We start from the raw sequence: 19,219 nt of genomic DNA on the forward strand, positions 1-19,219 counted from the left end.
GTGGCGGCGACGTCCTTCGGCGAGGCCGGGGCCGACCTCGAACTGGTCGGGATCCGCAAGGAGTTCCCCGGGTTCACCGCGATCGAGGAGCTCGACCTCACGATCCCCGCGGGGTCGTTCTTCGCGCTCCTCGGACCTTCGGGGTGCGGCAAGACGACGACCCTTCGGCTCGTGGCCGGGCTCGAGGACCCGAGTGCCGGGCGGATCCTCATCGGCGGCGCCGACGTGACCGCGGTGAAGCCGCACAAGCGTCCCGTCAACACGGTGTTCCAGAGCTACGCGCTCTTCCCGCACATGACCGTGCTCGAGAACGTCGCGTTCGGCCTGCGCCGTCGTCGGGTCTCCGATGCGCTCGCCAAGGCGCACGAGGCACTGCGCCTTGTGGAGCTCGACCACGTCGCCGAGCGCAAGCCGAGCCAGCTCTCCGGCGGCCAGCAGCAGCGCGTGGCGCTCGCGCGTGCGGTGGTGAACCGGCCCGCCCTCCTGCTGCTCGATGAGCCGCTCGGCGCGCTCGACCTGAAGCTGCGCCGACAGATGCAGCTCGAGCTGAAGTCGATCCAGGCCGAGGTGGGGCTCACGTTCCTGCACGTGACCCACGATCAGGAGGAGGCCATGACCATGGCCGACACGGTCGCGGTCATGAACAAGGGGCGCATCGAGCAGCTCGGCAGCCCGACCGAGCTCTACGAGCTGCCGCGCACGGGATTCGTGGCCGGCTTCCTCGGCCAGTCGAACCTCATCACCGGCGACGTCGAGTCGACGGCCGGAGGCATCGTGACGGTGCGCACCGCCGGGGGCGTGCTCGCGGTGCCGGCCTCGCGCGCTGTGTCGACCGGCGGGCGCATCACGCTCGGCGTGCGTCCCGAGAAGCTCCTGCTGCACGCGACGGCGCCCGCCGCCGACGCGGATCAGAACGTGCTCGGTCCCGGTCGCATCACGGATGTCTCGTTCACCGGCGTCAGCACCCAGTACCTCGTCGAGGTGCCGGGTGCCGGCACGGTGACCGTCTTCGCGCAGAACCTCGTGTTCGGTGCGGTGTATCCGGTGGGCGTCGAGGTGTGGGTCGCCTGGCACCGGGAGCACACGTTCGGGCTCGACAGCGATGCCCGCGCCGACGCCGCCGAGGGCGACGAGCTGGCGGCCGCGGCATCCGTCTCGTCGGACGAGGCCGCCTGAGATGGCACTGTCCGCACTCGCCCCGGCGGGGGGTGCGACCGCGAAGCCGGTCTCCGCGGCGCGCCGCGGCGGGGTCGTCGCGCTCGCGCTGCTGATCCCCGGGCTCGCCTACCTCGCCCTGTTCTTCCTGGTTCCGTTCGTCTCGCTCGTGATGACCTCGTTCGGTGTGAACGACCCGAACGAGTACGGCGTGTTCTCCTACGGCTTCCAGTGGCAGAACTACGTCGACGCGATCAGTTCGTACTGGCCGCAGTTCCTGCGCTCATTCTGGTTCGCGCTGCTCGCGACGGTGTTCGCGCTGCTCATCAGCTACCCGATCGCCTATTTCATCGGAGTGCGGCTGCGCGAGCGCGTGCTGCTTCGCAACCTGCTTCTCGTGTTGGTGATCGCGCCGTTCTTCATCTCGTTCCTCCTGCGCACGCTCGCGTGGAAGCAGATCCTCTCGGACGAGGGCCCGGTCGTGAGCTCTCTTCAGTTCCTCGGCCTCATGGGTTCGCAGGATCACCTCACCGGCACCGCCTTCTCGGTCGTGTTCGGCCTCACCTACAACTTCGTGCCGTTCATGACGCTGCCGCTGTTCGCCTCGCTCGAGCGGCTCGACAAGCGGCTCCTCGAGGCGGGCAGCGATCTGTATGCGAGTCCGGCGACGACGTTCTGGCGGGTCACGTTCCCGCTCACCCTTCCGGGCGTCGTGTCGGGCACCCTGCTGACATTCATCCCGGCTGCCGGCGACTATGTGAACGCAAGCCAGTCGTTCCTCGGCAGCGCGTCGACCTCGATGATCGGAAACGTCATCCAGTCGAACTTCCTCATCACCGTGAACTACCCGCAGGCGGCGGCGCTCAGCATCCTGCTGATGCTCGTGATCGTGGTGATCGTCGGCATCTACGTGCGCCGTTCGGGAACGGAGGACCTGCTGTGAGTGCGTCTGCTCCCACCCGCCGCCGGTTCGGACTCGGCCGTTGGCTGCTGCCGACCTACGTGACCGTCGCGTTCGTCCTGCTCCTGATCCCGATCGTCTACACGTTCGTGTTCTCGTTCAACGACGCGAACCGCTCGAACATCTCGTGGAACGGTTTCACGTTCCGCAACTGGCTGACCGTGTGCGACCAGCCCGACGTCTGCGTCGCGTTCGGCAACAGCATCGTGGTGGGTCTGACGGCGACGGTCATCGCGACCATCCTCGGCACGATGATCGCGATCGCCCTGGTGCGCTACCGGTTCCGTGCCCGTTCGGCGATCACGCTGCTGCTGTTCCTGCCGATGGCGACGCCTGAGGTCGTCATGGGTGCAGGACTCGCCGCCCAGTTCCTCACCGCCGGGGTGCCGAAGGGGCTCGGCACCATCATCATCGCCCACGCGATGTTCTGCCTCAGCTTCGTGGTCGTCACGGTGAGGGCGCGCGTGCTCTCGCTCGACCCGGCTCTCGAGGAAGCCGGTCGCGACCTGTACGGATCGCCCAACCAGGTCTTCTGGCGGGTCACCTTCCCACTTCTGCTCCCGGGCATCGTGGCGGCGGCGCTGCTGAGCTTCAGCCTCAGCTTCGACGACTTCATCATCACGTACTTCACCTCGGGCAGCACCCAGACGTTCCCGATCTTCATCTACGTCGCCGCCCAGCGCGGGTTGCCGCCGCAGGCGAACGTGATCGCGTCCTCGGTGTTCCTGCTGGCGATCGCGGCGGTCTTCATCTACCAGGCCATCGCCTGGCGCAGAGCGAAGAAGAGCGCGTGAGAATCGGATGCCGCGGGGCTGGGGCCGCGGCATCCGACAACCTTTCCTCGCCCTGGGCGTCGCATTCTGAACACATGCGAAACGCGGGGTGACAAGTCCGCGACCTCGGACTACCGTGGGGGCACCAAGAAGGTGACGGCCGGTCCGCCCCTTTCCGGGCGGGCCCGGAACTAGGAGGTCAAAGATGGACACCAGCATCGTCGGCGTGGGCGTGGGAATCACGGACCGCTTCCGTACTGTCGTCGACGACAAGGCCCCCCGCATCGAGAATCTCGCGCCCCGCGCGCAGCGGCTCGACGTCAAGGTCACCAACCGTCCCTCGCACGGCGGGCGCGGCGAGCACTCCACGGTGGAACTCACCCTCACCGGCAAGGGACCGATCGTGCGGGCGGAGGCGGTCGACGACGACAAGTTCGCGGCGCTCGAGGTCGCTGTCGACAAGCTGTGCGAACAGGTGCGGCGTGCCAAGCAGAAGCGGGTCGACTCGCGAAATCATCCGCGGGGCGCGACGTTCGACAAGGGAACTGGCGCGCTTGAGGGCATCGATGTCGAGCCGGCGTCCGTCGAGGTGCTGCGCGCCGTCGCGACGGGGGAGATCCCGGTGGTGGGCGAGGACGCGGCCGATGACGAGTATTCGCCCGTGGTCATCCGCACGAAGCTGTTCGATGCCGAATGGATGACCGTCGAGGAGGCCGTCGACCGCATGGAGCTCGTCGGGCATGACTTCTTCCTGTTCGTCGATGCCCGCACCGACCACCCGAGCGTCGTCTACCGCCGCAAGGGCTGGGACTACGGTGTCATCTCGCTCGGCACGCAGGCTGCTCCCGGCGCGGAGCAGCTCGCATCCTGAGCGCCTATCCGACGACGATGCCCGGGCCGTGAGGTCCGGGCATCGTCGCGTGCGGGGTCCGGCGCGAGGCGAGCGCCGAGCGGGCGCGGTGAGATGTCAGTCGAAGATGTCGCCGATGAGTCCGCCGATGACGAGTCCGCCGAGGATGCCGCCGACCGCGTCGCCCATGCCGCCGCCGCGTCCGCCGCGGCCTCCCCAGCCGCCTCCCCAGTCGTTGCCTCGCGAGTTGTCGATGTCGCGCTGCGCGAGGGCGAGCGCCTCGCTCGCGAGCTGCGCGGTGCGGCGCGCGTGCCGCAGCGCCGGCTCACGCGACTCCTCGCCCGAGGGGAGCGCATCGATCTCGGCACGGGTGCGCTCGGCCTCGGCGAGGCGCGTGCGGGCGTCGGGGCCGATGTAGCCGCGGTGCGAGGAGATGACGTTCGCGGCGATCGCGAGCTGCCGATCGGCGTCGTCGATCGCGTGGCGCACGAGGTCGGGCGACGGGAGAGGGTTCGCGGCGCGGGCCTGCGCTTTCGCGATGACGTCGTCGAGCGCCGTGTTCGCCTCGCGGAGTCGGGTGAGCTCGCGGAACGGGTCGGTCTTCGTCCCGGTCGGCGGGAGCGCCGAGAGCGCGGCTTCGAGCGCCGAGGTCGCCGCGGCCACCTCAGGGGTCGCGGGTGCGTTCCGGGCGCGCACGATGTCGCCGCGCGAGTCGGCGATCACGTCGGCGAGCGTCGACTCGGCGCGCAGCGCCTCGATCTCGAAATCGTCCACGCCGTCGAGCAGCGACTGCGCGCGGCGCACCGACTCGGTCGCGGCCTCGAGCGCGAGGTTCGCCTCCTCGGCGTTGCCCGCGGCGCGGCGGCGGGAGGAGACATCCGCGCTGTGCAGGGCGAAGTCGAGCACCTGGGATGCCTCGTCGGGGGCGCCCTGCACCTGTGCGAGCGCGCTCGGGGCGTACCGCGCCGCGAGGCGTTCGACGCTCTCGCGCGCGCCGGGGATGCGGGAGCGCAGAGTCTCGGCCGAGGTTCGCACTCCCGCGAGCACCTCGGGGGCGCGCCGTACCCGTTCGACCGCGTCGCTGAGGGCGGCGGTGCGCTCGTCGAGCAGGTCGTCGGCCCACGCGCACAGCTGCACGATGCGCGCATTGCGCGTGCGCAGTTCTTCGACGGTGTCGGGGATCTCGTCGTGGTTGAGCTGGTTCAGGTGGAACGCCTCGCCGAGATGCGTCCGCACGGCGCCGAGCGCGTCGCGCAGCCCCTGGGTCGCGGCCGGTCCCAACTCGGCCTCCGCGAACTCCAGTTCCTCGGTCGTCACGCGGATGCGCTCGTCGACATCGACGAGCGCGCGGCCCGCCTGATGCGACAGTTCGGCGTCCTGGGCGGCAGTCGCCGCATCCTGCTCGCGCTTGCGTCGTCCCCAGAAGCCTGCCATTCCTCGATCCTATGGGCGGGTGCGCGGCGCCCCTCTGGGTGTTCGCCGAGGGCGGTCAGGCGATCGCTGTGGCCTTCGGCGGCCGTCCGCGTCGCGGCGGTTCGGTCTCGAGGGCGAGTTCGAGCGCGCGGGGAGGATGCTGCGTGAGTCGGCCTTCCACGTGGTCGAGCCAGCGCACCTCGGCCTCGGCCTGGAAGATGAGCGCATCCGCGACGAGCAGCCACGCGAGCTCTTCACCGCTCGGGTCGCCGTCGCTGCGCTCGCCGCTGCGCTGTGCGCGTCGCAGCTCCTGCAGGTGGGCCAGCGACGCCCGGCGTTGCGTCTGCACGATGGCGGTGACGTCGACGCCGGGGAGGGTCGCGGCGAGTGCGAGTTTGATGGGCAGCTCGTCGCGCGTGCCGGTGGCGCGGGCGACGGGTGCGGCCAGCCAGTCGCGCGCTTCCGTGCGGCCGGCGTCGGTGATCGCGTAGAACACGTGCCCGTGTGCGTCGGTGTCGCCCTTGGCGACGAGGCTGTCGCGTTCCAGGCGTTCGAGCGTGTTGTAGATCTGACCGACGTTCAGGGGGGATGTCCCGCCGGTGCGGCGGTCGAACTCCGCGCGCAGCTGGTAGCCGTAGCAGGCTCCCTGGTCGAGGATCGCGAGCAGACTCTGACGCACCGACATCCGGGCCACCTTTCTGATTTCCGCGTATGTAATTGCTGAGTATATACATGCCGGGAATGCAAAGATCGGATGCCGCGCCCCCGAGTGCCCTCACCCAGCCCCCTTCAAAGTCACGGGTCTATAACATGGGGACGTATGCCCGGGCGCGGTGAGCGTTCGGGCCGGCGCGTGCGCCGCACCCGACCAGATGGAGATGTTCCGTGGCCAATCCTCTTGAGAAGCTGCTCCGCGCCGGCGAAGGCCGTGTGCTGCGGAGACTCCAGCAGGTGGCGAAAGCCGTGAACGCGCTCGAAGACGAGTACGCGCAGCTCACCGACGACGAGCTGCGCGAGGAGACCGCCGACTTCCGCGGACGCTATGCGCAGGGCGAGACGCTCGACAAGCTCATGCCGGAGGCGTTCGCCGCCGTGCGCGAAGCCGCCCGGCGCACCCTCGGTCAGCGTCCCTACGACGTGCAGATCATGGGCGGCGCGGCACTCCATCTCGGCAACATCGCCGAGATGAAGACCGGTGAGGGCAAGACTCTGACGGCGACCTTCGCTGCGTACCTCAACGCGATCGCCGGTGAGGGTGTCCATGTCGTGACCGTCAACGACTTCCTCGCGTCGTATCAGTCCGAGCTCATGGGTCGCGTCTACCGCGCGCTCGGCATGACCACCGGCACGATCGTCTCGGGTCAGACGCCGGAGGTGCGCCGCCAGCAGTACGAGGCGGACATCACCTACGGAACGAACAACGAGTTCGGCTTCGACTACCTGCGTGACAACATGGCGTGGCAGAAGGAGGATCTCGTGCAGCGAGGTCACTTCTTCGCGGTCGTCGACGAGGTCGACTCGATCCTCATCGACGAGGCGCGAACCCCGCTCATCATCTCGGGCCCTTCGTCGGGCGAGGCGAACCGATGGTTCGGCGAGTTCGCGAAGGTCGTGCGCACCCTCGAGTCGGGCGTCGACTACGAAGTCGATGAGAAGAAGCGCACCGTGGGTGTGCTCGAGCCCGGCATCGAGAAGGTCGAGGACTATCTCGGCATCGACAACCTCTACGAGTCGGCGAACACCCCCCTCATCTCGTTCCTCAACAACGCGATCAAGGCGCTCGCCCTCTTCAAGCGTGATGCGGACTACGTCGTCATGAACGACGAGGTCATGATCGTCGACGAGCACACCGGCCGCATCCTCGTGGGACGTCGCTACAACGAGGGCATCCACCAGGCCATCGAGGCGAAGGAGGGCGTGCCGGTCAAGGCCGAGAACCAGACCCTCGCGACCGTCACCCTGCAGAACTACTTCCGCCTCTACGCCAAGCTCGCGGGTATGACCGGTACCGCCGAGACCGAAGCGGCCGAGTTCATGTCGACCTACGACCTCGGCGTCGTCCCGATCCCCACGAACAAGCCGATGATCCGTCAGGACAAGCCCGACCTCGTCTACAAGAACGAGCAGGCCAAGTTCGCCCAGGTCGTCGAAGACATCGCTGAGCGGCACGCCGCAGGGCAGCCGGTTCTCGTGGGCACCGTGAGCGTCGAGAAGAGTGAGTACCTGTCGCGCCTCCTCGCCAAGAAGGGCGTGCGCCACGAGGTGCTCAACGCGAAGAATCACGCTCGCGAGGCCGAGATCGTGGCCCGCGCCGGTCGCCTCGGGGCGGTCACTGTCGCCACCAACATGGCCGGCCGCGGCACCGACATCATGCTGGGCGGGAACGCGGAGTTCCTCGCCGTGCAGCAGATGAAGGAGAAGGGCCTCGACCCGGTCGAGACCCCAGAGGCCTACGAGGCCGAGTGGGAGGGCGTCTACACCGCGGTGCGCGACGTCGTCGCCGGCGAGGGCGAGAAGGTCATCGAGGCGGGCGGACTGTACGTCCTCGGCACCGAGCGGCACGAGTCCCGTCGCATCGACAACCAGCTGCGCGGTCGCTCGGGTCGTCAGGGTGACCCGGGCGAGAGCCGCTTCTACCTCTCGCTCACCGACGACCTGATGCGTCTGTTCCAGTCCGGCGCGGCCGAGGCGATCCTCGCGCGCACGAACTTCCCCGACGATGTCGCGATCGAGTCGGGCATGGTGTCGCGCGCGATCAAGAGCGCCCAGGCACAGGTCGAGGCCCGTAACGCCGAGATGCGCAAGAACGTGCTCAAGTACGACGACGTTCTCAACCGCCAGCGCGAGGCCATCTACGCCGACCGCCGGCACATGCTCGAGGGCGACAACATCGCCGACCGGGTGCAGAAGTTCCTCGACGACGCAGTCGGCGCGATCGTCGACGACCACACGTCGAGTGGGCACACGGAGGCATGGGACTTCGATGCGCTGTGGACCGAACTCAAGACCATCTACCCCGTGAGCGTCACGATCGACGAGGTCGTCGCAGAGGCAGGGGAGAAGGGACGCATCACGGCGGAGGGGCTCAAGCGCGAGCTGCGCAGTGACGCGGTCATCGCCTACCAGAAGCGCGAGGGCACTCTCGGCTCGTCGGCGATGCGGGAGCTCGAGCGTCGAGTCGTGCTGCAGGTGCTCGACCGCCGCTGGCGCGACCACCTCTACGAGATGGACTACCTCAAGGAGGGCATCGGACTGCGCGCGATGGCGCAGCGGGACCCGCTCATCGAGTACCAGCGCGAGGGCTTCGAGATGTTCCAGTCGATGATGGGACAGATCAAGGAGGAGTCGATCGGGTTCCTCTTCAACCTCGAGGTCGAGGTGCGACGCCAGGACGAGCAGACCGAGGTCGCGGCGAAGGGTCTTGACACCCCGGCGCTCGAGGGCCAGCGTCTCGAGTACTCCGCTCCCACCGAGGACGGCGACATTGAGGTGCGCAACGACCGCGGTCAGGTGCAGAAGGCGGCGACCGGGCGCGCGCGCGACCGGGCCGCGGCATCCGCTCCGGCACAGGCCCCCGCACCCGCCGCCGAGGCGCCGCGCGGTGCGTTCGGTCAGCGGGTCGCCCCCGAGCAGCAGACGCCGGCGCCGCAGAACCGCGCCCAGCGTCGCGCGGCCGATCGCAACAAGTAGCCCGTCGCCCCCGACGCGATCGACCCCCGGTGCAGGCCACCGGGGGTCGATTGGCTTGTCGGGGTCGGGTCTATCCTGAACCGGTGAGCCCGCTTCGCCCCCTCGATCAGTCCCGCAAACTCAAGGATGTCCTCTACGAGATCCGTGGTCAGGCCCTCGTCGAGGCCGACCGGCTCGAGGCCGACGGCCACCGCATCCTGAAGCTGAACACGGGCAACCCGGCCACGTTCGGGTTCGAGGCGCCGTACCAGATCGTGCGCGACATGATCGAGGCCGTACCGCACGCGCACGGCTACTCCGAGAGCCGCGGCATCCTGTCCGCCCGCCGCGCCATCGTCTCGCGCTACGAGCAGGTGCCGGGGTTCCCGCACGTCGATCCCGACGACGTCTATCTCGGCAACGGGGTCTCCGAGCTGATCACCATGACGATGCAGGCGCTGCTCGACGAGGGCGACGAGGTGCTCATCCCGAGCCCCGACTACCCGCTGTGGACGGCGATGACGAGCCTCGGCGGCGGCTCACCCGTGCACTACCGCTGCGACGAGCAGAACGGCTGGCAGCCCGACATCGACGACATCCGCGCGAAGGTCACGCCGCGCACGAAGGCGATCGTCGTCATCAATCCGAACAACCCCACGGGTGCGGTCTACTCGCCCGAGCTGCTCTCCCAGATCGTCGAGGTCGCCCGGGAGCACTCCCTCCTGCTGCTGGCCGACGAGATCTACGACCGCATCCTTTTCGACGATGCGGTGCACACGCCGCTCGCGACTCTTGCCCCCGACCTGCTCTGCCTGACGTTCAACGGCCTCTCCAAGACCTACCGTGTCGCCGGTTATCGCTCGGGCTGGCTCGTGATCACCGGTCCCAAGTCTCACGCAGCGGGCTTCCTCGAGGGCATCACGCTGCTCGCGTCCACCCGGCTGTGCCCGAACGTCCCCGCGCAGTATGCCGTGCAGGCGGCGTTGTCCGGAGTGCAGTCGATCGACGCGCTGATCGCCCCGGCGGGGCGACTCCACGAGCAGAGGGATGCCGCGTGGCAGGCGCTCGAGTCGATCCCCGGCGTGAGCTGCGTGAAGCCGGCCGGTGCGCTCTACGCGTTCCCGCGCCTCGATCCCGAGGTGCACGAGATCCACGACGATGCGAAGTTCGTCTACGACTTCCTCGTCGCCGAGCACGTGCTGCTCGTGCAGGGCACGGGATTCAACTGGCCCGACCCTGATCACTTCCGCATTGTGACGCTTCCGGAGACACGCGTGCTGGTCGAGGCGATCGAGCGGCTCGGCAACTTCCTCTCGTCGTACCGCCAGTGACGGCGCGGCGCCCTCGGGGCCGGCGATGGCCGAGCCGGGGCGCCGCGGAAGAGCGACGGGGGTGATCGTCGTTCAGAGGAGCGCGAGCGAAGTCGCACGCCAGCGGTGGTCGACGCCTTCGAGTCGAAGGGCGATCGCCCGGGTGCGGGCGGGGCCTCGCACGATCACGACGCCCTCGACGACGCCGTCGGCAGGGCTCGACTGGTGCACGCGGATGATGTTGTGCACGGGGCGGCTCGGCGCGACGCCGCGGGCGCTGCGGGCGCGGGCCGCCAGGTTGGCGCGGGTCAGCAGCTTGCGGTAGGCGTCTTCGGTGAGCCAGCGCGCGAGTTGCTCGACGTCGCGCACTCCCGCGAACACTTCGAGCACTCCGACCGACAGGTTGTGCAGGATCGGCTCCGGCGCCGGCAGCTCGGCGGCGCTCGTGGGGCGTGGGGCGAAGTCGTCGCCCGCGTCGACGCGGCCTGCCGGGGGAGCGGCGCGTCGTGCGCCGGTGAAGGTGATCGCCATCTCGACCTCGCTCATGAAACGGGGGTAACTGCTGGTCGTTTTCAGTTGAGCACAGGCGATTCATAGAGTGGATGAGAGTGCTCTCATGTGGCGCCTTTGTCGATGAGAGTCCTCTCATAGAGGCCGTCGTGGGCGCGTCCGGCGCTGCTGCGCGCACGTGTCGGGGCGGCTCGACTGTGGATGCCGCGGCCTTCCCGGCGCCCGCGGCCGCTAGCGTGCGCGGGTGACCTGGGACCCGTTCCTCTCCGAGCTCGAGCTGCAGTTCGCCGCGCAGGCGCAGGCCGAGCGCCGTCTCGCGGCCACGGAGACCGAGCGCGTCCGCATCGCCGAGCTCGCCCTCACCGACCGACTCTCCGCTCTCGCGGAGGTGCGCGCCGCGGTAGCGCTGTGGCTGGCGGGTGCGGCGCCGGTGCGAGGCCGCCTCGTGCTCGCCGGCCCCGACTGGGCGGCGATCGAGGACGAGTCATCCGCTCTCTCGCTCGTCGCGGTCGGGGCGATCGTCCGCATCGACCTGCCGGCTGTGACCATCGCCGACAGCGTGCGCGAGATCAGCGCCCCCCGACCCCTCCGCGCCCGGATGGGCCTTGCATGGATGCTGCGTGAGCTCGGCCGCCGCCGGGTGGGGGTGCGGGTCTGGGATCTCGACGGGAACATCGTCACCGGAACGATCGATCGCGTCGGCACGGACCATCTCGACCTCGCCGTGCACGACGCCGGTCAGTCTCGCCGCGAGGCGGTGGGCGACATCCGTGTCGTCCCTCTGGTGCGACTCGCGCGGGTCGTCGGCGACCTCGACCTCTGACGATGGCCGACCGACTCAGTCGGGGTTGCGTACCCGCCCGCTGCCCCACAGCTCCGGGAAGCTCGCCGCGTTCGACTCCCGCCACAGCGCCATGCGGCGGGACTCCTCGGCGCGGTCGTCGAGGTAATCGGTGACGCTGTCCTCCTCCACACGCCACTGCGCCGGAACCCCGACGCGCGTGCCCCGCAGTTGCCCGTCGATGACCAGAGCGATCACCTCGTCGACGCTGAGTGACAGCGCCGACGCGACCTGTGCGGGGGCGATCAGACGCGCCCCAGGTCGGGCAGACTCGGGCATGAGCACCATTATCCGCGTCGCCGGCGCCGGCCGGGCCGTCCGCTCGCGCGCACTGTGGAAAACGGATGTCGCACCCCGCCGGCCTGCGTGACCATGGTGCGCATGCCGTCCGACCGATCAGCCAGAGGCCCCCGCCGCACAGCGCGCATCGACCTTCGCCTCGTGCTCGGCATCGCTCTCGTGCTCGCCTCGGTGGCCGGCGTCTGGGGAGTCATCGCCGCGGCGCGGCAGTCGACGACCGTGCTCGTCGCGGCCCGGACGATCCTCCCGGGCGAGGCTGTCGGCGCCGACGCCACGACGACGGCGGAGGTCGTGCTCGGAAGCGGTGTCGATGCCTACGTCCTCGCCGACACCCTCGCCGCCGACGCTGTCGCGACGCGCACGATCGAGGTCGGCGAGCTCGTGCATCGCACCGCCGTCGGCGCACCCGAGCGCGCCACAGCGACGACGGTCGTGCTGCGCGCCGCGGGAGACCTGCCGGGCGAGGTGCGCGTGGGATCGACGGTGGATGTCTGGGCCGCACCCGCGATCGAGGGCGGCGGCTACGACACTCCGCGCATCCTGGTCGCGGGAGCGATCGTGGTGGCGCTGCCCGCTTCCGACGCGGTGGTATCCCGCCAGGGGTCGGCCGTCGAGGTCTCGGTGCCACGGGCGGATCTCGTCGACGTGCTCGCCGCGACAGCCAACGACGCGCGGGTCACGGTGGTTCCGGCGTCGGGCGGTGCGCCGTGAACGTCGTTCTCGCGCTCTCCGAGCCCCGGGCGCAGTCTCTGGCCGCCGACCTCCGCCGGGAGGGGGTGACGGTGATCGCCATCGTCGCTCCCGGTGCGCTCGACCACACGGCGCGCCGGCTCGGTCAGGGCGTCGGCGATGATCCCGTCGCCGAGCTGCTCGGGGTCGCCGACGCGCTCGTGCTCGACGGCGACCGTCGAACGCTCACCCGGCCCGCGGTCGACCTCGCCGATCGGTTCGGCGTGCGCATCCTTCCCCTCGGCCGCGGGGTCGCCCTCGCGCGACTGTGCGCTTCGTACGGGCTGAGAGAGCCGCTGCCCGCGGACGCCGACGCGGAGGAGGTCGTCGCCGCGCTCGCCGCAACGCCTGCTCTTCCCGCGGCTGCGAGCGCGATACATCCCGTGATCGCCGTCTGGGGGCCCGCGGGAGCCCCCGGTCGCACCACAGTGGCCATCGAGGTGGCCGCCGAGCTCGCGCGGGGCCACCGTCGGGTCGCGCTCGTCGACGCCGATGCGCACGCGCCGAGTGTCGCCGTTGCGCTGGGGCTCCCTGTCGACGGCCCGGGTCTCGCCGCCGCGTGCCGTCAGCACGACCAAGGCGGCGTCGACGCGGCCGAGCTCGAACGGGTCGCAATCGCCGTCGATGTCCCCGACGGCGAGGTCGACGTGCTCGTGGGCATCAACCGTGTCGCACGCTGGCCCGAGCTCGCCGCGCCCCGCGTCACCGGGGTGCTCGCCGCGTGCCGCACCTGGGCCGACGCGACCGTCGTCGACATCGCGGCGCCACTCGAGCGTGACGAGGAGATCGTCAGCGACGTCATCGACGGACCGAGACGCAACCAGGCCGCCCTCGCCGTGCTCGCCGGCGCCGACGCCGTCGTGGCGGTCTGCGCAGCAGACCCGGTCGGCGTCTCGCGGTTCGTCGCCGCCTACGATCAGCTGCACGAGAGTGTGGGCGCCGCACCCATCGTGGTGGTCGCGAACCGCGTCCGCAGCGGCGTGATCGGCGTCGACGCCCGGGGGCAGGTGCGCTCCACGCTCGAGCGCTATCTCGGCATCCGTGACCTCGCCTTCCTGCCCGACGACCGCCGCGCCGCCGATCGGGCGCTGCTGCTCGCGCGGCCGGTCGCCGCGACATCGCCCCGTTCGGCCCTCGTCCAGGCCGTGCGACGCGCTGTCGGTGCGCGCCTCGCGCCGTGGGTCGCCCTCCACGCACCCCACCGGGAGGAGGCGGCCGGGGCCGTAGGCTGGTGAGGTGTCGACCCTCAGCGATCTGGTCACGGCCCATGGCGTCCACGACGCCGCCGATATCGAGTGGCTTCATCGCCTCGCCGGAGACGGGCAGCTGCTCGCCGACCTGGCATTCGCCGACATCGTGATCTGGGTGCCGACGGAAGACGAATCCTTCATCGCGGTCGCCCACACCCGGCCGAGCTCGGCAGCGACGCTCTTCTACCGTGACATCGTCGGCGACCGGGTGCGGCCGCAGTGGCGCACGCAGATCCGCGACGCGTTCGCCGAGGCCCGGATCGTCGACTCCGCGTCACCGGACTGGTTCGAGGAGACTCCCACGCGCGTGCGTGCGGTGCCGATCGTGCGCGGCACAACGGCCGCCGGTGCCGCGCCGCGCGTGATCGGCGTGCTCACCCGGCACACCAACCTCGGCGAGGCCCGTACGCCCTCGCGTCAGCAGATCACCTTCAACGACTGTGCGGACGATCTGTTCGGGATGGTCGCGTGGGGGGAGTTCCCCGACCTCAGCGCCCCCACCTCGCCGCGTCGAGGCGCACCGCGCGCTCCCGACGGGCTCATCCGGATCGACGTCGACGGCGTCACGACCTTTGCGAGCCCCAACGCCCTCTCCGCGTTCAACCGCATGGGCTTCGACGACGAGCTCGAAGGCGAGTCGCTCGTCGAAGTCGTCACGCAGATCCTGCCGGCGAAGCGGCAGTTCGACGAGAGCCTGCCCGTCGTCGTGACGGGTCGGGCGCCGTGGCGCACCGACATCGAGGCGCGAGGGGTGACGGTCTCACTCCGTGCGATCCCGCTCCGTGACCACGGCGTGCGCATCGGCGCGATCGTGCTGTGCCGCGACGTCACCGAGATGCGTCACCAGGAGCAGGAGCTCATCACGAAGGATGCGACCATCCGCGAGATCCATCACCGGGTGAAGAACAACCTGCAGACGGTCGCCTCACTGCTGCGCATCCAGGCGCGACGCACGTACTCCGACGAGGCACGAGAGGCGCTCAGCCACGCGACTCGCCGCGTCGCCGCCATCGCGGTCGTGCACGACACGCTGTCGGAGGGTCTCGCGCAGAACGTCGACTTCGACGATGTCTTCCACCGTGTGCTCAAGCTCGTCGCCGAAGTGGCAGCGGCCCCCAACACCCGCGCGCGCACGAAGACGACAGGATCCTTCGGGCGCCTGCCGAGCGAGTACGCGACGCCGCTCGCTCTGGCGCTCACCGAACTCGTCACGAACGCCGTCGAGCACGGTCTCGCCGACCGTGAGGAGGGCGAGGTGGAGATCCGCGCGGATCGCACCGACGAGCGACTCGAAGTGCGCGTCCGCGACACCGGAGTCGGTCTGCCCGAGGGTCAGGTCGGACGCGGGCTCGGCACGCAGATCGTGCGCACCCTCATCCAGGGCGAGCTCGGCGGCACGATCGACTGGCACACCCTCATGGGCAGCGGCACCGAGGTGACCATCGACATCCCGCTGCGCTACATCGAACGGGACGTCTGAGCAGAGCGGATGCCGCGGCATCCGCTCTGTCGCGAGCGCGCGGTCAGGAAGCGCGACGGGCGCGGGCGGCGCGGCGCTTCAGCGCACGACGCTCGTCCTCGCTCAGGCCGCCCCAGACGCCCGAGTCCTGGCCGCTCTCGAGGGCGTACTGCAGGCAGATCTCGGTGACGGTGCACCGCGCGCACACGGACTTGGCCTTCTCGATCTGGTCGACGGCGGGTCCGGTGTTGCCGACCGGGAAGAAGAGCTCGGGGTCGACCGTCAGGCACGCGGCTTTGTCACGCCAATCCATACTGTGTTGCTCCTATGACAGCGGGGGAGGAAGTTCGGGTGGGTTCCGCAGGGCCGAATCGAGTCCGTTACCCTGAGTGTTGTGCGAGATCTGTCTCGCCCCACGCCGCTGTGGGATCACACAAAGGTCTATCGTTCCACAACGGTTGAGCCTGATCAAGGGTTTCCCGGCTCTCATACGCGATCGTGTCCGAGTCGAGACGCGCGCGATGGTGCGGATCCGACCGTCAGGAACATTCAGGAGGATGCATGCGCCCGCAGCCGTTCGCCGTCGCCGCGGGGGTGCTGGTGTGTCTCGAAGCGGTCGCTCTGCTCGCTCTCGCAGGGTGGCAGATCAGTGCGCTGATCGGTGGTGACGCGGACTCGCTGACGAGCTCGATCGCGCTTCTCGTGCTCATCGTGCTGGGCGCCGTCGCGGTCGCCGCGTTCGGGGTCGCGACGTGGGTCGATCGATCGTGGGGGCGCTCCGGTGCGATCGTCACCCAGCTCCTCGTCGTCGCCGTCGCGCTCGGCGCGGCCACGGGCACGTTCGCGCATCCGATCGTCGGCGTCGAGATCGGCATCCCGGCCGCGATCGTGTTCGTGGTCGTCGTGCTCGCCGCCCGCGAGTCGGCGCGGCGCCGGCGTGAGCTCGATGTCGCATCCGACGAGTCGCCGCGCCGCTGACGCCTGACCTCGCGTGCCGTCGGCGCGGCGCGGCGCGGTGCGGGCGTCACGGCGCAGCGCGCCGTCGTCGCTCTGCGCCGCGAGGGGCGTGCGGTCCCCCGGCGCTCAGGCCGCGAGACCGAGGAGCCCGCGCAGGCGAGCCACGTGTCCGGTCGCCTTGACGTTGTAGAGCGCGTGGGTCAGGTGCCCGTCGGGACCGACGACGAACGTCGAGCGCAGCACGCCCTCGACGACCTTGCCGTAGTTCATCTTCTCGCCCCAGGCCCCGTACGTGTCGTGGACGGCGTGGTCGGGGTCGCTCAGCAGCGGGAAGGTCAGCCCGTCGCGCTCGGCGAACTCGGCGAGCTTCGCGACGCTGTCGCGCGAGACGCCGAGCACCTCGATGCCGGCGCCCTGCAGCGACGACAGGCTGTCCCGGAAGTCGCACGCCTGCGTCGTGCAGCCGGGCGTCATGGCGGCCGGGTAGAAGTAGACCACCACGGTGCGACCGCGCAGCCCGCTCAGCGACACGGACCGGCCGTTCTGATCCTCGAGCGTGAAATCGGGTGCGGCGTCGCCGGGCTGAAGCTGCGTCATGCCCCCAGCCTACGGGCGCCGGATGCCGCGCGGCGCCGGGGTGCGGCATCCGGTGTCTTCGTACCGTCAGCGGTCGGAGAAGGTCTCGAGCAGGCGCTGGAGGGAGTCCAGGCGGGCCGCTCCGGACTCGCCGAGGCGCCCGTCGGCGACGGCCTCGATGATGGCGCAGTCGGGTGCATCGGGAAGGTGGGTGCAGCCGCGCGGGCAGTCCGCCGCGATCTCGGCGAGATCGGTGAACGCCTGCAGGATGTGGGCCGGATCCACGTGGCCGAGGCCGAAGGAACGCACTCCCGGGGTGTCGATGACCCAGCCGCGGCCGTCGTCGCCGGCGTAGCGGAGCGAGACGGTCGAGCTCGAGGTGTGTCGTCCGCGGCCCGTGACGTCGTTCACGTGACCCGTCGCGCGCTGCGCCGACGGCACGAGGGCGTTCACGAGCGTGGATTTGCCCACGCCGGAGTGCCCCACGAACACCGTGCTGGAACCGACGAGTTCGCCTCCGATGGCGGCGACGGGCAGATCGTCGCGGGCACTCGTGAACACCGTGAGGTCGAGCCCCTCGAAATGGGCGAGGAAGTCCGTCGGGTCGGACAGGTCGGTCTTCGTGACCACGAGCAGCGGACGGATGCCCGCGTCGAGGGCTGCGACCAGATACCGGTCGACCAGACGCGGGCGCGGCTCGGGATCAGCGGCGGCGACAACGACGACCATCTGGTCGGCGTTGGCGACGATCACCCGCTCGACCTGATCGGTGTCGTCGGCGCTGCGGCGCAGGAGCGTCGTGCGCGGTTCGATGCCGACGATGCGCGACAGGGTGCCCTCATCACCGCTCACATCTCCGACGACGCGGGCTCGGTCGCCCGTCACGATCGGCTGCGAGCGCAATTCGCGCGCACGGGCGGCGAGGGCCTCGTGCTCGGTCGGCCCGTCCTCGTCGATCAGCACGGTGTAGCGCCCACGGTCCACACCCAGCACGCGGGCGATCACCGCATCCGCGTGCGCGGGGCGTCGCTTCGTGCGCGGCCGGTTGCCCTTGGGGTTCGGCCGCACCCGCACGTCGCTCTCGTCGAAGGCGGGCTCGTCATCGTCGTCGATGTCGTCGAGCCAGCTCACGGGCGCTCCGTCGTGAGCATGTCCGCCCACAGGTCGACGAACTGGGGGAGGGTCTTGGCCGTGGCTCCGATGTCGTCGACCTCGACACCGTCGACGACGAGGCCCAGCAGTGCGCCGGTCGTCGCGAGGCGGTGGTCGTGGAACGCCCGCCAGAGTCCGCCGTGCGCGGCGCCGGGGTGCACCTCGATGCCGTCGGGACGCTCGTAGGCCGTCACCCCGATCGCGGCGAGGTTCGCCACGAGCGCGGCGAGACGGTCGGTCTCGTGCCCGCGCAGGTGTCCGATCCCGCGGAACCGCGACGGCGACGAGGCGAGCGCCGCGATGCCGACGAGTGTGGGGGCGAGCTCGCCCACCGCGCTCAGATCGAGGTCGGCGCCGTCGATCGTGCCCGTTCCCGTGACGGTCAGGGCGTCACCCGCGATCGTGGCGGTGGCGCCGAACGCCGCCAGAAGCTCGGGCAGCAGGTGCCCGGGCTGAGTGGATGCCTCCGGCCACCCCGTGACCGTCACCTCGCCGCCGGTCACGACCGCGGTCGCGAGGAAGGGGGCCGCGTTGGAGAGATCGGGTTCGATCGCGACATCCATCGCTCTGATCGGCCCGGGAGCGACGACCCACTCGCCCTCTCGCGGGGAGGAGGTCTCGACGCCGCGGTGACGCAGCGACGCGAGCGTCATCTCGATGTGGGGGAGGCTCGGCACACGCTCGCCCCGGTGCACGAGGTGCAGGCCCTCATCGAATCGGGCGGCCGACAGCAGCAGACCCGAGACGAACTGGCTCGACGCGCTCGCATCGATCTCGAGCCGGCCGCCTCGCACCGAGCCGGTGCCGTGCACCGTGAAGGGAAGGGCCCCTGTTCCGCCGTCGTCGACGGTGAGGCCGAGGGAGCGCAGCGCCTCGATCAGGGGACCCATGGGGCGGTGCAGTGCGCTGTGATGCGCCGTGAGGTGCACGGCACCCTCTGCGAGGCCGGCCACGGGTGCGATGAAGCGCATGACGGTGCCGGCCTGACCGCAATCGATCGAACCGCCGTGGAGCCGGGCGGGGGTGATGCGCAGATCGTCGCCGAACCGGCCCGAGCCGGGCACGCTGGCGACTCCGACGCCGAGCGCCGCGATCGCATCGATCATGCGCGCGGAGTCGTCGGACGGGAGCGGCGCCGTGACGAGCGCGGGGCCGTCAGCGAGCGCCGCCAGCACGAGCTCGCGGTTCGTGAGCGATTTGGAACCCGGCACGCTCACGGTCGCCGTCACCGGCCGACCGGCCGCGGGCGCAGGCCACGGCGGTGACGCTGGGGAATAGCTGGGCGCGCTCATCGGTTTCTAGCCTACTGAACGC

19 protein-coding genes are annotated in these 19,219 nt (G+C 70.2%); 11 read left to right on the forward strand and 8 right to left on the reverse strand.

The features are described from left to right. From BGO15_RS06275 to hpf, 4 genes are all read left to right on the forward strand, one after another. On the forward strand, window positions 1-1,176 hold the full coding sequence (locus BGO15_RS06275) for an ABC transporter ATP-binding protein (RefSeq protein ID WP_056518923.1): 1,176 nt from the start codon (window positions 1-3) through the stop codon (window positions 1,174-1,176). Between the two features lies 1 nt (window position 1,177). Then, a complete protein-coding gene (locus BGO15_RS06280; RefSeq protein ID WP_045248286.1) occupies window positions 1,178-2,098 on the forward strand; it encodes an ABC transporter permease in 921 nt (306 codons plus the stop codon). Then, window positions 2,095-2,910, forward strand: coding sequence for an ABC transporter permease (locus tag BGO15_RS06285; protein WP_056206502.1), 816 nt, complete (start codon window positions 2,095-2,097; stop codon window positions 2,908-2,910). Before BGO15_RS06280 ends, BGO15_RS06285 begins: the two co-directional genes overlap by 4 nt. 184 nt (window positions 2,911-3,094) lie before the next feature. Beyond that, entirely contained in the window at window positions 3,095-3,760 is a 666-nt protein-coding gene (gene hpf, locus BGO15_RS06290; protein WP_056206505.1) for a ribosome hibernation-promoting factor, HPF/YfiA family, read from the forward strand. A gap of 96 nt (window positions 3,761-3,856) precedes the next feature. On the opposite strand, the gene BGO15_RS06295 is transcribed toward hpf, so the two are convergent. Both BGO15_RS06295 and BGO15_RS06300 read right to left on the reverse strand, forming a co-directional pair. Beyond that, entirely contained in the window at window positions 3,857-5,173 is a 1,317-nt protein-coding gene (locus BGO15_RS06295; protein WP_056206507.1) for a hypothetical protein, read from the reverse strand. A gap of 55 nt (window positions 5,174-5,228) precedes the next feature. Further along, window positions 5,229-5,837 carry a PadR family transcriptional regulator gene (locus tag BGO15_RS06300; RefSeq protein ID WP_056206509.1) on the reverse strand — a complete coding sequence of 203 codons (609 nt, stop codon included), beginning with the start codon at window positions 5,835-5,837 and terminating at the stop codon, window positions 5,229-5,231. 200 nt (window positions 5,838-6,037) lie between these two features. Here BGO15_RS06300 and secA point away from each other — a divergent pair, with 200 nt between their 5' ends. Next, entirely contained in the window at window positions 6,038-8,842 is a 2,805-nt protein-coding gene (secA, locus tag BGO15_RS06305; protein ID WP_056518921.1) for a preprotein translocase subunit SecA, read from the forward strand. 83 nt (window positions 8,843-8,925) lie between these two features. Beyond that, window positions 8,926-10,152 carry a pyridoxal phosphate-dependent aminotransferase gene (locus BGO15_RS06310; protein ID WP_056206511.1) on the forward strand — a complete coding sequence of 409 codons (1,227 nt, stop codon included), beginning with the start codon at window positions 8,926-8,928 and terminating at the stop codon, window positions 10,150-10,152. Between the two features lie 72 nt (window positions 10,153-10,224). On the opposite strand, the gene BGO15_RS06315 is transcribed toward BGO15_RS06310, so the two are convergent. Further along, entirely contained in the window at window positions 10,225-10,662 is a 438-nt protein-coding gene (locus BGO15_RS06315; RefSeq protein WP_045248346.1) for an Rv3235 family protein, read from the reverse strand. Between the two features lie 223 nt (window positions 10,663-10,885). Here BGO15_RS06315 and BGO15_RS06320 point away from each other — a divergent pair, with 223 nt between their 5' ends. Next, on the forward strand, window positions 10,886-11,464 hold the full coding sequence (locus BGO15_RS06320; protein ID WP_056518918.1) for a hypothetical protein: 579 nt from the start codon (window positions 10,886-10,888) through the stop codon (window positions 11,462-11,464). 15 nt (window positions 11,465-11,479) lie between these two features. On the opposite strand, the gene BGO15_RS06325 is transcribed toward BGO15_RS06320, so the two are convergent. Next, window positions 11,480-11,761 carry a hypothetical protein gene (locus BGO15_RS06325; protein WP_045248348.1) on the reverse strand — a complete coding sequence of 94 codons (282 nt, stop codon included), beginning with the start codon at window positions 11,759-11,761 and terminating at the stop codon, window positions 11,480-11,482. 102 nt (window positions 11,762-11,863) lie between these two features. Between BGO15_RS06325 and BGO15_RS06330 the strand changes: the two genes are divergently transcribed. Genes BGO15_RS06330 through BGO15_RS06340 form a run of 3 tightly spaced genes read left to right on the forward strand, consistent with a single transcriptional unit; the run spans window position 11,864 to window position 15,241 of the window. Continuing rightward, window positions 11,864-12,493 (forward strand): SAF domain-containing protein, encoded by a 630-nt coding sequence (locus BGO15_RS06330; protein WP_156454723.1) that lies wholly within the window; start codon window positions 11,864-11,866, stop codon window positions 12,491-12,493. Then, entirely contained in the window at window positions 12,490-13,746 is a 1,257-nt protein-coding gene (locus BGO15_RS06335; RefSeq protein ID WP_056206515.1) for a CpaE/TadZ family protein, read from the forward strand. The genes BGO15_RS06330 and BGO15_RS06335 overlap by 4 nt, the downstream gene beginning before the upstream one ends. Window position 13,747: 1 nt before the next feature. Continuing rightward, the gene (locus BGO15_RS06340; RefSeq protein ID WP_056206517.1) at window positions 13,748-15,241 is read left to right on the forward strand and encodes a sensor histidine kinase; all 1,494 of its coding nucleotides are present in this window, start codon (window positions 13,748-13,750) and stop codon (window positions 15,239-15,241) included. 43 nt (window positions 15,242-15,284) lie between these two features. Here the strand turns inward: BGO15_RS06340 and BGO15_RS06345 are convergent, their stop codons facing one another. Further along, complete coding sequence (locus BGO15_RS06345; RefSeq protein ID WP_019182239.1) at window positions 15,285-15,533, reverse strand: WhiB family transcriptional regulator; 249 nt, start codon at window positions 15,531-15,533, stop codon at window positions 15,285-15,287. A 248-nt stretch (window positions 15,534-15,781) separates the two neighbouring features. On the opposite strand from BGO15_RS06345, the gene BGO15_RS06350 reads away from it, so the two are divergent. Beyond that, window positions 15,782-16,198, forward strand: a complete 417-nt coding sequence (locus BGO15_RS06350) for a hypothetical protein (protein ID WP_056206519.1) — start codon at window positions 15,782-15,784, stop codon at window positions 16,196-16,198. Between the two features lie 105 nt (window positions 16,199-16,303). Here the strand turns inward: BGO15_RS06350 and bcp are convergent, their stop codons facing one another. The 3 genes from bcp to aroA form a co-directional block, all read right to left on the reverse strand. Continuing rightward, the gene (gene bcp / locus BGO15_RS06355; RefSeq protein WP_056206521.1) at window positions 16,304-16,774 is read right to left on the reverse strand and encodes a thioredoxin-dependent thiol peroxidase; all 471 of its coding nucleotides are present in this window, start codon (window positions 16,772-16,774) and stop codon (window positions 16,304-16,306) included. 66 nt (window positions 16,775-16,840) lie between these two features. Continuing rightward, window positions 16,841-17,884 (reverse strand): ribosome small subunit-dependent GTPase A, encoded by a 1,044-nt coding sequence (gene rsgA / locus BGO15_RS06360; RefSeq protein WP_056206523.1) that lies wholly within the window; start codon window positions 17,882-17,884, stop codon window positions 16,841-16,843. After that, window positions 17,881-19,197 (reverse strand): 3-phosphoshikimate 1-carboxyvinyltransferase, encoded by a 1,317-nt coding sequence (aroA, locus tag BGO15_RS06365; protein WP_056518916.1) that lies wholly within the window; start codon window positions 19,195-19,197, stop codon window positions 17,881-17,883. Before aroA ends, rsgA begins: the two co-directional genes overlap by 4 nt. Window positions 19,198-19,219 lie beyond the last annotated feature (22 nt).

The organism is Microbacterium sp. 71-23, from assembly GCF_001897265.1.
Lineage (GTDB): Bacteria > Actinomycetota > Actinomycetes > Actinomycetales > Microbacteriaceae > Microbacterium > Microbacterium ginsengisoli.